Source organism: Kitasatospora sp. NPDC002040 (genome assembly GCF_040296785.1).
Taxonomy (GTDB): Bacteria; Actinomycetota; Actinomycetes; order Streptomycetales; family Streptomycetaceae; genus Kitasatospora.
The window spans coordinates 906,962-919,887 of record NZ_JBEOXV010000001.1; the positions used below are offsets into that span (position 1 = coordinate 906,962).

A 12,926-nucleotide genomic window follows, 5' to 3' on the forward strand; every position below is an offset into this window, starting at 1 on the left:
CCGGGGTGTGCTTGGACACCCCGGAGCACCCCGTGTGCTCCGGGGTGTCTTGTTTTTCCCTCCCCGTACGCCTGTTCGCAGCCGGGGAGCCGCGAGAGATTTCTTGCCTGTGGAACGGCGACGGAGGACGGAAACTGTGGGACGACTCTTCGGTACGGACGGCGTGCGCGGTGTGGCCAACCAGACCCTGACGGCCGAGCTGGCGCTCGGCCTGTCGGTCGCGGCGGCCCATGTGCTCGGTGACGCGGGTGCCTTCGACGGGCACCGGCCGGTCGCCGTGGTGGGGCGCGACCCCCGGGCGTCCGGGGAGTTCCTGGAGGCCGCCGTCATCGCGGGTCTGGCCAGCGCGGGCGTCGACGTCCTGCGGGTCGGCGTGCTGCCCACCCCGGCCGTGGCGTATCTCACAGGCGCGCTCGGCGCGGACTTCGGCGTGATGCTGTCGGCCAGCCACAACGCGATGCCCGACAACGGCATCAAGTTCCTGGCCCGCGGCGGGCACAAGCTGGACGACGCGATCGAGGACGCGATCGAGACGCACTACCACCGCTACGGGGTCGGCTCGAACGAGGACTGGCAGCGCCCGACCGGCGCGGCCGTCGGCCGGGTGCGCCAGTACACCGAGGGCTTCGACAAGTACGTCGCCCACCTGGTCGCCGTGCTGCCGAACCGCCTCGACGGGGTCAAGGTCGTCATCGACGGTGCCCACGGCGCGGCCGCCCGGGTCGCCCCCGAGGCGTTCGCCCGGGCCGGGGCCGAGGTGGTCTACACCCTCGGCGCCGAGCCGAACGGCCTGAACATCAACGACGGCGTCGGCTCCACCCACCTGGACAAGCTCCAGGTCGCGATGCGCGAGCACAAGGCCGACCTGGGCATCGCCCTGGACGGCGACGCCGACCGCTGCCTGGCCGCCGACGCGGACGGCAACGAGGTGGACGGCGACCAGATCCTCGCCATCCTCGCCGTCGCGATGAAGGAGGCCGGCACGCTGCGCCGGGGCACCGCGGTGGCCACCGTGATGTCCAACCTCGGCTTCAAGCTGGCGATGGAGCGCGAGGGCATCGAGCTGGTGCAGACCGCGGTCGGCGACCGGTACGTGCTGGAGGAGATGAAGCAGCACGGCTTCGCGCTCGGCGGCGAGCAGTCCGGCCACGTGATCCTGCTGGACCACGCCACCACCGGTGACGGCACCCTGACCGGCCTGATGCTCGGCGCCCGGCTGGCCGCCACCAAGCAGTCGCTGGCCGACCTGGCCGCCGTGATGACCCGGCTGCCGCAACTGCTGATCAACGTCAAGGGTGTGGACCGGACGAAGGTGAACAGCTCGGCCGAGCTGGCCGCCGCGGTCGCCGAGGCCGAGGCCGAACTCGGCGCCACCGGGCGGGTGTTGCTCCGTCCGTCGGGGACCGAGCCGCTGGTCCGGGTGATGGTGGAGGCGGCCGACCAGGTGCAGGCGCAGGCGATCGCCGAGCGGCTGGCCACCGCGGTCCGTACCCACCTGGCCTGAAATCCCGTCACCCGGCCTTGGTTGTACGGGGAACGGGTACGGTTCCGTTGCGGAATGACAAATGTCTCGGCGCGGTGGCCGACAGTTGTGAATGCCTGATCCAACTACCGCTACTATTCGGTCACGTGAACGAAAGGTGGAGGGGGCTCTGATGTCCGAGGAGCAGCAAGGGCAGCCGGCGGTTCCGCAGGCGCAGGGCCAGGCCCCGCAGGCGGTGCCGCCGCAGCAGCAGGCGGCACCGCTGCCGCCGATACCGCAACCGCCGATACCGCAGCAGCCGGTCCAGGGCTTCCCGCCGGTGGCGCACGGCGGCCCGCCGACGACTCCGGCGGTCCGTCAGGACCAGTACAACCAGGGCGGGTACGGGTACCCGCCCATCGCCCCCCAGCCGATCCCGCACGGCCGCTACGGACCGGGCACCTTCCAGCACGACGCCGAGGAGCCGGACTGGTCGGCGATGGCGAGCCGGCACGAGGACGAGCGGCGCCGGCGCAAGCGCACCATGGTGCTGCTCAGCGTGCTGGGCAGCCTGGTGCTGGTCGGCGGCATCGTCACCGCCGCGGTGCTGCTCAACTCGAAGGACAAGCCGACCGACCCGGTCGTCGTCGCTTCGGGGAGCGCGTCGCCGTCGGCCAAGGCCTCGGGCACTCCGTCCGCGTCCACCACGGCGAAGTCGAAGAACCCGGAAGAGGCGCTGAGCCGGGGCGCCACCGACAAGGCACCGATGTCGGTCGACACGCTGTTCCCGAAGGCCACCCTGACCGTCGACGGTCAGGTGCTGAACAAGGTGGTGACCGAGCACGGCGACGAGTGCGCCTCGGGCACCGTCAACGGCCTGGGCACCGTGCTGGAGAAGGAGAACTGCCGGGACATCTACCTGGCCACCTACCTCTCCGACAAGGCCGCGGTGACCGTCGGCATCGTGCTGTTCGACGCCAAGACGCAGGCCGACCGGGCGCAGGCCAAGGTCGTCGGCAACATCAAGCCGCTGCGTTCCGCGCAGACCCCGCGGTTCTGCCCGGACCTGTCCCAGTGCGCGTTCTCCAACAAGGCGTTCGGCCGGTACATGGTGTTCACCACGGCGGGCAACGCCGACGGCACCCCGGTGACCGAGGGCACCCCGGCGACGAAGCAGGCCGCTGCGGCAGTGGCCAAGCAGGTGTTGGACGACCTGAAGGCCCGTGGTCAGGCTGCCCTGTCGAATGCCGGTTAAGCGTTTCCGGCGTCCCCGTACGCCGCAGTTCCGGCTCTGGCCCGCGCGGTTGCGGGCGCTCCCGGCGGCGCGGCTCTGGCGCAGTTGCCCGCCTCTGGCGCGGGCGGGTCTGGCGATCGTCCTCGTACTGGGCTGCACCGCGCTGCTGCTGGCCGACGGCACGTCGTCGGACCGGGCGGCGGCAGGTCCCGCTGCGCCGACCGGTTCGGCCACCCCGGCCGGTTCCGCCGCCCCGCCGGAGAAGCCCGGCACCGCCGCCCGGCGGGACCAGCTGATCAGCCCGCCGGGGCTGCTGTTCGGCATCGCCACGCCGAGCGCGCCGCACGCGGAGGAGACCGCGAACATGGCGCAGATCGTCGGGGTGCGGCCGACCGTCCAGGAGTACTTCCTGAAGTGGGATCAGAGCTTCGACCAGGAAGCCTTCGAGGAGTCGTACCGGCTCGGCGGGGTGCCGCTGCTGACCTGGGAGCCGTGGTCGGGCGGCGACAAGGCGGTCGACCAGCCGGAGTTCGCGCTGGCGAAGATCGCCGCCGGGGCGCACGACGGCTACGTGAAGCGGTTCGCCCAGGCCGTGAAGAAGGCCGGCCGGCCGGTGGTGCTGCGCTTCGCGCACGAGATGAACGAGCCCTGGTACACCTGGTCCGAGGACCGCAACGGCAACCGGCGCGGTGACTACATCGCGGCCTGGCGGCACGTGCACGACGTGTTCGAGCAGCAGGGCGTGACCAACGTGGTCTGGTTCTGGTGCCCGGACCTGCAGAGCCCGGAGAAGTCCCCGCTGTCCCGCTACTTCCCTGGTGACGACTACGTGGACTGGATCGGGACGGAGGCGTACAGCACCGACGGGGAGACCACCGCCGAGCAGCTGCTGGGCGCCACCTACCGGGAGTTGGTCGCGCTGTCGGACAAGCCGCTGTTCATCGGCGAGGCCGGGGTCCGGCCGACGGCCGTCAAGCCGGCGCTGATCCGGGACTTCTTCTCCTGGCTGTCGAAGCACCCGCGGGTGATCGGGTTCGTCTGGTTCCAGTTCTCCGACGCCGACGGCTCCCGCTACGACTGGCGGTTCACCACCTCGCCGGAGGCGCAGCGCGGTTTCCAGGACGGTCTGGCGTCGCTGCTGCTGGCCCCGGGGCCGATGCGCTGACGGTTCGTCAGCTGACGACACGTGTGCGGGCCCGAGCAACCAGCTCCGGGCCCGCACACGTGTCGTGCACGCCGCACCCATATGATCTGGAGCCGGATCAGCACCAGGGGAGCACTTTCGGCGGCTCGGCGAACTGCTTCGTTCGAGGACCGGAGGCCAGGGAGAGACTTCATGAGCAGTTACCACCAGCCCGTCCAGGGGGACCTCGCGACGGCTGTGCGGACCGACCAGGAGACCGAGGCCGCGGTGCCGCCTCGGAGCGGCGGCCGAAGAGCGGCCAGACGCAAGGGGCGGGGCGGGGGGAAGTTCCGGCTCGACATCGAGGGTCTGCGGGCGGTGGCGGTCCTGCTGGTGCTGGCCTTCCACGCCGCACCGGCGCTCGTGCCCGGCGGTTTCATCGGGGTCGACGTCTTCTTCGTCATCTCCGGATTCCTCATCACCTCGCTACTGGTGCACGAGATAGGGAAGACCGGCCGGATCTCGCTGACCGGGTTCTACGCCCGTCGGGCGAAGCGACTGCTGCCCGCCGCCTGTCTCACCCTGCTCACCGCGGCGGTGCTGACCTACCTCTACCTGCCGGTCACGCAGCGCTCCACCTTCGGCGGCGACATCGTGGCCGCGGCCGTCTACGCCGTCAACTGGCGGCTGGCCGACCGATCCGTGGACTACCTGGCCGCGGATGTGCTGCCCTCGCCGGTCCAGCACTTCTGGTCGCTGGCGGTGGAGGAGCAGTTCTACCTGGTCTGGCCGGTGCTGATCGTGCTGGCGCTCTGGCTCGCCCCGAAGATCCGCTGGTCGGTGCGCCGGGTGCTGGCCGTGGTCATCACGCTGGTGGCCGGTGCGTCGCTGGCCTACTCGGTGGTCCACACCGCGGCATCCCCGGCGGAGGCGTTCTTCGTCACCCCGACCCGCCTGTGGGAGCTGGCCGTCGGCGCGATCGTCGCCCTGGCCGCACCGCGCCTGGCCGTGCTCGGACGGGGCGTCAGCGCGACGCTCGCCGCGGTCGGCCTGCTGGTGATCCTGGGCGGTGGCTACTTCCTCGACGGCACCTTCGCCTGGCCCGGGTACTGGGCGCTGCTGCCCACCCTGGGCGCCGCCGCCGTGCTGGTCGGCGGGATCAACGGTCCGCGGGGCGCCGGGCAGCTGCTCGCCTTCCGGCCGCTGGTGTGGATCGGCGGCATCAGCTACTCGCTCTACCTCTGGCACTGGCCGCTGCTGATCGCGGCTCAGGCCGAGTGGGGCGACGGGACCAAGGTCGGCGTCCTCGCCGTACTGGCGTCCGTCGTCCCGGCCTGGCTCTCGCACAAGCTGGTGGAGAACCCGATCCGCTCCTCCGCCGCGCTGGCCAAGCCGTTCAAGGCGGCCTGGGCCGTCGGCCTGCCGTTCACCGCGCTCGCGGTCGCCTCCGGCCTGCTGCTGGTCGGCATCGCCTCGGGCAGCGACGACGGCGGCCCGGTCGCCGGTGCTGCCTCGCTGACCGGCATGAGCGCCAAGCAGCAGGGCGACCTGTGGAAGGTGAACAGCTACCCGGCCGTCCGGCCCGACCCGCTGAAGGCGACGGCGGACGTGCCGGAGGCCTACGGCAAGGGCTGCCAGGCCAAGCAGGAGACCTCCGAGGTGGCTTCCTGCGACTTCGGTGACGTCTCGGCCGCCACCGTGGTCGTGATGGTCGGCGACTCGAAGATGCTGCAGTGGCAGCCGGCCCTCGACGCGATCGGCAAGGCGCACGGCATCCACGTCGTCACCGTCACCAAGTCCACCTGCGCGTTCGCCGACACCGTCGCGGTGCTCAACGACAAGGCCTACAAGACCTGCGTCGACTGGAACAAGAAGGCGATGGCCAAGATCATCGAGCTGCACCCGGCTCTGGTGCTCACCTCGCAGAACTCCGCCCGAGCCTTGACCAACGCCTCGGCGACCGGCCCCGGCGAGGTCCCGCCGATGCGCGACGGCATGGAGCGCAGCTGGACCAAGCTGCAGAAGGCCGGCATCCCGGTGACGGTGGTGCTGAACAACGTCAACGGCGTGCCCTCGCCGGTCTACGAGTGCGTGGCCAAGAACAAGTCCAAGCTGTCCGCGTGCTCGTTCGGCACGCCGGACTACCAGACCGCGGACCTGCAGACCGAACTGGCCAAGAAGCTCGGCGTGGGCGTCATCGACCTCAACCCGCTGATCTGCCCGGCCAAGCACTGCCCCGCGGTGATCGGCTCGGCGCTGATCTACCGGGACGGCTCGCACGTCACCGCGACCTACGTGAAGACCCTGGTCCCGGCTCTGGAGGAGCAGCTGAAGCGGGAGTTCGTCCGCCGCAAGCTCAGCTGGAAGTAGCGGTCAGGAAAGGCGGACGGGCCCGGAGCGTTGTGCTCCGGGCCCGTCTGTCGTTCCTGTTCCGCGAGGTCAGTCCGGCAGGCCGTCGGCGAGCTTGACGGTGGCGATGCCGGAGCGGAAGGCGCTCTGGGTCTCCGGGGTCTCGTCGAAGCGCCAGTCCGACTTGGCGCCGTGGTCGGTGTCGCGTTCGAACCAGATGAAGCCGACCACGTCGGGCTGCTGGTTGAGCCAGACGAAGAAGTCGGTGATCCACTGCGCCTTGAGCGCGGTGCTCGGCTCGCGGCCGGTCTCGGTGATCAGGAACGGCTTCTTGGTGAGGCCGCGCAGCATGGCGATGGTCGGCCCGAAGGTGTCCTCGGCCGTCTTCTCACCCTTGGTGCCGTAGCCGGTCATGCCGATCCAGTCGACGTAGTCGTCGCCCGGGTAGAGCGCGCTGAGCGAGGTGTTCGGCACCGGGCGCAGGATGTTGGGGCTCCAGGTCCAGATCACGTTGGTCGCGCCGGCCTCGGTGAACAGGTCGTGGATGTGCCGCCAGGCCTGCGCGTACTGGCCCTTCTGGTTGCCGTTCTGGCTCTCCGACCAGGGGTACCAGACACCGTTCATCTCGTGCGCGAACCGGATCGCCACCGGCCACTTCTGGGCGGCGACCTGCTGGGCGAAGCGGCGCACGTACTCGTCGTGGGAGCCGTCGATGATGGTCGACAGCTTGTACGCGGGCTGGTCGGTGTGGCCGGCGTCCTCGCCCTCCCAGGGCTCCCAGGACAGCACGGGCAGGGTGCCGTGCTCGTAGGCCTGGGATATCGCCTTCGGGTTGAAGTCGGCGTTCCAGCGGATGAAGTACTCGGTCATGGTGGGGCGGGTGCCGGCCTTGTCGGCGATGGCGTCCACCTCGCCCGAGGACCACGGCGCCTCGGGGGTGGCCACCCCGAAGTACTTGCCGTCGGGAGCGCTGAACAGCGACTTGTCGGGCACCGGCGGCGGCGCCGGGTGCAGCAGCTGCTGCAGTCCGGGCACGCCCGCGGCCTGCCCGAGGCCCGCGTAGCGGGGGCCCTTGGCGTCGAGCTCCAGGGCGGCCATGACGCCCCAGCAGAGGGTGGCCAGCAGCAGCATGCTGACGGTCATCCAGATCCGCAGCCGGATCCCGCTGCCACGGGACCACCAGTGCATCTTCTTCTTGCGCCGGGAGGTGGCGTTCGAGCCGCTCTGGGCGTTGACTTCCACGACTGTCTCAGACACTCATCATCACCGAGCCGATCAGCATCGCGCTGCCCAGCAGATAGGGAATGGCCACCTTCGGACTGCGGACCTTCTCGCCGGCGAAGCTGTCCTTGCGGGTGCCCCAGGAGGCGTTGTGGCCCATTCGGAAGAAGCCCAGCAGCCGGACCGGGAGCAGGATGAAGGTGTTGATCACCATGAACACCGGCAGGAAGACCAAGTCCTGCGAGCGGTAGGCGAAGTGGCGGCCGAACCGGACGGCCAGCGAGAGCACGGACATCGCCGCGGCGAGCACCAGGATGGTGGCGATGGCCTTCCACTGCACGGCCGGCAGCGGCAGATCCAGGTACAGGCTCGGGCCGGTGTGCCGCCACAGCGCCTTCGCCCAGGACGCGAAGGAGCCGAGCAGGACGAACGGCACCAGGATGTCCACCACGTAGAACAGGGCCAGCATCTTCGCGTGGCGCAGCATCCACGGCAGCATCCGCAGCGTGTTGTACTGCGAGCCGCGAGCCCAGCGGTACTGCTGCTTGGTCAGCTTGCCGAGCTTCAGCGGCGCGTCGGTGTAGACGAGCGAGCTGGACTGGTACACGGTGCGGTAGCCCTGCTTCAGGGCGTAGTTGGTCAGGGTGCGGTCGTCGCTGACTTCCAGGAAGACGCCGAGGAACTTCTTCGACAGGAAGTCGTCCATGCAGTCGGTCAGGATCTTCTGGCGGAAGGCGATGGTGCGGCCGGGCAGGCAGCCGACGGTGCCGAGCACGCTCATCGCGGGCAGCGAGTACTGGCAGCGGACACTCTCCAGCCAGTCCGCCCAGCGGGTGAGCACCGAGCGGCCGGGCTCCAGGATGCGCTGACGGGTGGTCACCCCGCCGACCTTCTCGTCGCGGAACGGCTTGACCAGCTCCCGCAGGGTGGTGGGGGTCCACACGGTGTCGGAGTCCACCAGCACCGCGATCTCGCCGGTGCACACCTCAAGGCCGACCTTCAGTGCGTTGCGCTTGCCGGGGACCTCGGTCCACAGCCAGTAGACGCCGAGCCCGTCGCAGACCTGCTCCAGCACCTCGTTGCGCTTGCCGTTGATGACCACGACGATCTCGGTCGGCTGCTGGTCGATGATCCGGTCGAGCACCGAGTAGAAGAGGTCCGCCGGCTCGTCGACCACCGGAATGATCACCGAGGTGGTCACGGAGTAGGGTCGCGTCCAGGGCTTGTAGCGGCGGGCCAGGCCGAGCCTGACGAACCAGAGGATCCACACGACGCTCATGAAGACGGCGAAGGGGTACACCGCGCCGACAGTCCACCATTGGCGGAGCTGGAGCAGAAAAGCGAGCATGTCCCCCGGTACCGTCTCGAATAGTTGCTTGCACACTGACTAGGCCGATCTGATGATAGTCGGCTCGTGAAAGTGTGAATCGGGTCGAAACGGGCATTACGGACTGCCCCCCCGGGCTGATCGGACATCGGAACGAAGTCGTGATGCCGATGGTGTGTCAGAGCTTGCGCAGCAGCGCGCGGCGGACCTTGTGGTCGGCACCCTTCTGCAGGACCAGGGTGGCCCGGCCGCGGGTGGGGAGGACGTTCTCCAGCAGGTTGGGCTTGTTGATGGTGCGCCAGACCTGGCGGCCGTACTCCATCGCCTCCTCCTCCGGCACCTCGGTGAAGCGGCGGAAGTAGGAGTTGGGGTCCTGGAAGGCGGTGTCCCGGAGCTTCTTGAAGCGGGACAGGTACCAGCTCTCGATGTCGTCGGTGCGGGCGTCGACGTAGATCGAGAAGTCGAAGTAGTCGGCCACCGCGAGCCGGGTCCGGCCGTCGGTGCCGGGCAGTGCGGGCTGGAGCACGTTCAGGCCCTCGACAATCAGGATGTCGGGGCGCTCCACGGTGAGGCGCTCGTCCGGCACGATGTCGTAGACCAGGTGCGAGTAGACCGGGGCGGTGACCCGTTCCTTGCCGGCCTTCACGTCCGCCACGAAGCGCATCAGGGCCCGGCGGTCGTACGACTCCGGGAAGCCCTTGCGGGCCATCAGGCCGCGGCGGCGGAGCTCGGCGTTGGGGAGCAGGAAGCCGTCGGTGGTGACCAGCTCGACCCGGGGGTGCTCCGGCCAGCGGGCCAGCAGGGCCTTGAGCAGGCGGGCGGTGGTGGACTTGCCGACGGCCACCGAGCCGGCCACGCCGATCACGAACGGGGTGCGGATGCGCTCGGTGTCGGGGGTGTCCAGGAAGGTCCCGACCGTGCTGCGCAGCTCGTGGGTGGCGTGGATGTAGAGGTTCAGCAGCCGGGACAGCGGCAGGTAGACGTCCCGCACCTCGTCCAGGTCGAGGGCGGTGCCCAGGCCGCGCAGCCGCTCCACCTCCTCGGCGGTCAGCGGGAGCGGCGTGCGCTCGCGCAGGGCGCTCCACTCGGCCCGGCTCAGATCCACGTACGGGGAGGGGGTGGGCGTCGCGGGGGCGCCCCTCGTACAGAGTTCGGTCAGCACAGGCTCCATTGTGGGCCGTTCCGGGCCCCGGGGGTGCTGTGGTGTCGGTCACCAGGGCCTGGCGTGGGCTCCGGGGAAGCGCCGATATCCTGGCGCGATGTGCGGAATCGTAGGTTATGTGGGCTCTCTTGAAGCCCAGAATGTAGTGATCGAAGGTCTGCGACGGCTCGAGTACCGGGGTTACGACTCCGCGGGCGTGGCCGTCCAGACGCGAGGCGCCGACGGGCAGTGGAGCCTTGCCACGGACAAGCGCGCGGGCAAGCTGGTCAACCTGGAGAAGGCCCTGGCGGAGACCCCTCTCCCCGCCGGCACCTCCGGTATCGGCCACACCCGGTGGGCCACCCACGGCGGCCCGACCGACGCCAATGCCCACCCCCACCTGGACGACGCGCGGCGGGTCGCGGTGGTGCACAACGGCATCATCGAGAACTTCGCCCAGCTGAGGGCCGAGCTCGCCGAACGGGGCCACACGCTGCGCTCGGAGACCGACACCGAGGTCGTCGCCCACCTGCTGGGCGAGGCGTTCGAGGGTGACCTCGCCGAGGCGATGCGGGTGGTGTGCCGTCAGCTGGACGGGGCGTTCACTCTGGTCGCGGTGCACGCGGACCAGCCCGGCGTGGTGGTCGGCGCGCGGCGCAACTCCCCGCTGGTGGTCGGCCGCGGCGAGGGCGAGAACTTCCTCGCCTCGGACGTGGCGGCATTCATCGCCCACACCCGGGAGGCGATCGAGCTCGGGCAGGACCAGGTGGTCGAGCTGCGCGCGGAGTCGGTGACCGTCACCGACTTCGACGGCCGGACCGCCGAGGTGCGCGAGTACCACGTGGACTGGGACGCGTCGGCCGCCGAGAAGGGCGGTTACGACTACTTCATGCTCAAGGAGATCGCCGAGCAGCCGAAGGCGGTCGCGGACACCCTGCTGGGCCGGATCGGTGCGGACGGGCAGCTGACGCTGGACGAGCTGCGGATCTCCGACGCCGAGCTGCGGCAGGTCGACAAGGTGGTGATCGTCGCCTGCGGCACCGCGTTCCACGCCGGGATGATCGCCAAGTACGCGATCGAGCACTGGACCCGGATTCCGTGCGAGGTGGAGGTGGCATCGGAGTTCCGGTACCGGGACCCGATCCTGGACGACCGGACGCTGGTGATCGCGATCTCGCAGTCCGGCGAGACCATGGACACCCTGATGGCCCTGCGGCACGCCCGTGAGCAGGGCGCCAAGGTGCTGGCGATCTGCAACACCAACGGCTCCACCATCCCGCGCGAGTCCGACGCCGTCCTCTACACCCACGCCGGCCCTGAGGTCGCGGTCGCCTCGACCAAGGCCTTCCTGACTCAGCTGGTCGCCTGCTACCTGGTCGCCCTGTACCTGGGTCAGGTGCGCGGCACCAAATGGGGTGACGAGATCCAGAGCGTCATCCGTGAGCTCCGTGAGGCCCCCAAGCAGGTCGAGCAGGTGCTGCTGACCATGGAGCCGGTCCGAGAGCTGGCCCGGTCGCTGGCGGATGCCAAGTCGGTGCTGTTCCTGGGGCGGCACGTGGGGTACCCGGTGGCGCTGGAAGGTGCGCTGAAGCTCAAGGAGCTGGCATACATGCACGCCGAGGGCTTCGCCGCCGGTGAGCTCAAGCACGGCCCGATCGCGCTGATCGAGGAGGGCCTGCCGGTGGTCGTGGTGGTGCCCTCGCCGCGTGGCCGCTCGATCCTGCACGACAAGATCGTCTCCAACATCCAGGAGATCCGGGCCCGTGGCGCCAGGACGATCGTGATCGCGGAGGAGGGCGACGAGGCCGTTGTCCCGTACGCCGACCACCTGATCCGCATCCCCGTCACGCCCGTGCTGCTCCAGCCGCTGGTGTCGACGGTGCCGCTCCAGGTCTTCGCCTGCGAACTGGCCACCGCCAAGGGCCACGAGGTCGACCAGCCCCGCAACCTGGCGAAGTCCGTCACGGTGGAGTGAGGCGCGCCGCTCCCCTGTGGTGATCCGTCACTGCAGGGGAGCGGTGTCCAGGGCGAACGAGAACGGGGCGGGCAGGTCGAGCGGCTTGCCGAACGGGACCTGGATGAGCGCGGCGTAGTCGCCGTCGACGGGGTCGGTGAAGAGCACGGCCTCGGCGCGGCTGCGGTCGATCAGCAGGTAGCAGGGGATGCCGGCAGCGGCGTAGCCCCGCCGCTTGACGTCACGGTCCTTCTGCGGGCCGGTGGAGGTCACCTCCAGCACGAGCAGGACACCGGACGGCTGAGCCCAGGAGTCCTGCGCACGGAAGTGCCCGAGCGGCGCCACGGTCGCGTCCGGGATGAACCGGCCACCCGGCGTGATCAGGCCCTTTCCGCCGCTGACGTACAGGTCCGCAGCAGCATGGCGGGCCACCGCGCGGGAGAACCGGGCGATGGCGTCCTCGTGGTCGCCGTCCGGGGGTGGGGTCACGACGATTTCCCCTTCGATCAGTTCGGCCTTGTAGCCCGGGGGCGTGTCGAGGTTGAGGAAGGTCTGGAGGAGATCGTCCCCGGACACCGGGTGCTCGATGGCTGGCATGGCGACCATGGCCCTTCTCCCTCCTGGTGGGGTCGGTCTGCGCGACAGGTTAGGTCTGCGGGCCGACACCCGGAGGGGATCGAAGCGGTTCTCACTCGAAAGTGTGCCGTAAGGTCCGGGCAGCGAGAGAGAGGAGCGGTTCGCGGTGATTGTCGGGGTCGGGATCGACGTGGCGGAGATCGAACGGTTCGGGGCGGCGCTGGTGCGTACGCCCGGGATGGCGGAGCGGCTGTTCACGCCGGGGGAGTTGCTGTTGCCGAGCGGGGCGCGGCGCGGGGCGGCTTCGCTCGCGGCGCGGTTCGCGGCGAAGGAGGCGCTGGCAAAGGCGCTCGGTGCGCCGGGCGGGATGCGCTGGACGGATGCCGAGATCGAGGTCGGGGAGGCCGGGCGGCCGATCCTGACGGTGCGGGGGACGGTGGCGGCCCGGGCGGCCGAACTGGGCGTCCGGTCGTGGCATGTGTCGCTGAGTCATGATGCGGGCGTAGCGTCGGCCGTGGTGATCGCGGAAGGCTGAGCCC

At 70.0% G+C, this 12,926-nt stretch carries 10 protein-coding genes; 6 read left to right on the forward strand and 4 right to left on the reverse strand.

The genetic code is table 11. The features are described from left to right. The first annotated feature begins 136 nt into the window (after positions 1-136). From glmM to ABT118_RS04460, 4 genes are all read left to right on the forward strand, one after another. Positions 137-1,504, forward strand: a complete 1,368-nt coding sequence (glmM, locus tag ABT118_RS04445) for a phosphoglucosamine mutase (RefSeq protein WP_350644810.1) — start codon at positions 137-139, stop codon at positions 1,502-1,504. Between the two features lie 151 nt (positions 1,505-1,655). Further along, positions 1,656-2,717, forward strand: coding sequence for a hypothetical protein (locus tag ABT118_RS04450; protein ID WP_350644811.1), 1,062 nt, complete (start codon positions 1,656-1,658; stop codon positions 2,715-2,717). Further along, positions 2,707-3,861, forward strand: coding sequence for a glycoside hydrolase family 26 protein (locus ABT118_RS04455; RefSeq protein ID WP_350644812.1), 1,155 nt, complete (start codon positions 2,707-2,709; stop codon positions 3,859-3,861). Before ABT118_RS04450 ends, ABT118_RS04455 begins: the two co-directional genes overlap by 11 nt. Before the next feature lie 171 nt (positions 3,862-4,032). Further along, a complete protein-coding gene (locus ABT118_RS04460; RefSeq protein WP_350644813.1) occupies positions 4,033-6,189 on the forward strand; it encodes an acyltransferase family protein in 2,157 nt (718 codons plus the stop codon). 69 nt (positions 6,190-6,258) lie between these two features. Here ABT118_RS04460 and ABT118_RS04465 read toward each other — a convergent pair whose 3' ends face one another. The 3 genes from ABT118_RS04465 to coaA form a co-directional block, all read right to left on the reverse strand. Beyond that, positions 6,259-7,425, reverse strand: a complete 1,167-nt coding sequence (locus ABT118_RS04465; RefSeq protein WP_350644814.1) for a glycoside hydrolase family 26 protein — start codon at positions 7,423-7,425, stop codon at positions 6,259-6,261. After that, a complete protein-coding gene (locus tag ABT118_RS04470; protein ID WP_350644816.1) occupies positions 7,418-8,737 on the reverse strand; it encodes a glycosyltransferase family 2 protein in 1,320 nt (439 codons plus the stop codon). Before ABT118_RS04470 ends, ABT118_RS04465 begins: the two co-directional genes overlap by 8 nt. Before the next feature lie 157 nt (positions 8,738-8,894). Continuing rightward, complete coding sequence (gene coaA, locus ABT118_RS04475; protein WP_350644818.1) at positions 8,895-9,887, reverse strand: type I pantothenate kinase; 993 nt, start codon at positions 9,885-9,887, stop codon at positions 8,895-8,897. A gap of 88 nt (positions 9,888-9,975) precedes the next feature. Here coaA and glmS point away from each other — a divergent pair, with 88 nt between their 5' ends. Beyond that, positions 9,976-11,832, forward strand: a complete 1,857-nt coding sequence (gene glmS, locus ABT118_RS04480; protein WP_350644819.1) for a glutamine--fructose-6-phosphate transaminase (isomerizing) — start codon at positions 9,976-9,978, stop codon at positions 11,830-11,832. Positions 11,833-11,859: 27 nt separating this feature from the next. Here the strand turns inward: glmS and ABT118_RS04485 are convergent, their stop codons facing one another. Further along, positions 11,860-12,408 carry a Uma2 family endonuclease gene (locus ABT118_RS04485; RefSeq protein ID WP_502884484.1) on the reverse strand — a complete coding sequence of 183 codons (549 nt, stop codon included), beginning with the start codon at positions 12,406-12,408 and terminating at the stop codon, positions 11,860-11,862. Positions 12,409-12,553: 145 nt separating this feature from the next. Here ABT118_RS04485 and ABT118_RS04490 point away from each other — a divergent pair, with 145 nt between their 5' ends. Beyond that, positions 12,554-12,922, forward strand: a complete 369-nt coding sequence (locus ABT118_RS04490; protein ID WP_350644821.1) for a holo-ACP synthase — start codon at positions 12,554-12,556, stop codon at positions 12,920-12,922. Positions 12,923-12,926 lie beyond the last annotated feature (4 nt).

Bases quoted from the DNA above. Each gene is read 5' to 3' on its own strand.
- coaA (WP_350644818.1), bottom strand. From the start codon at position 9,887: ATGGAGCCTGTGCTGACCGAACTCTGTACGAGGGGCGCCCCCGCGACG.
- ABT118_RS04455 (WP_350644812.1), top strand. From the start codon at position 2,707: ATGCCGGTTAAGCGTTTCCGGCGTCCCCGTACGCCGCAGTTCCGGCTC.
- ABT118_RS04470 (WP_350644816.1), bottom strand. From the start codon at position 8,737: ATGCTCGCTTTTCTGCTCCAGCTCCGCCAATGGTGGACTGTCGGCGCG.
- glmS (WP_350644819.1), top strand. From the start codon at position 9,976: ATGTGCGGAATCGTAGGTTATGTGGGCTCTCTTGAAGCCCAGAATGTA.
- ABT118_RS04450 (WP_350644811.1), top strand. From the start codon at position 1,656: ATGTCCGAGGAGCAGCAAGGGCAGCCGGCGGTTCCGCAGGCGCAGGGC.
- ABT118_RS04460 (WP_350644813.1), top strand. From the start codon at position 4,033: ATGAGCAGTTACCACCAGCCCGTCCAGGGGGACCTCGCGACGGCTGTG.
- ABT118_RS04485 (WP_502884484.1), bottom strand. From the start codon at position 12,408: ATGCCAGCCATCGAGCACCCGGTGTCCGGGGACGATCTCCTCCAGACC.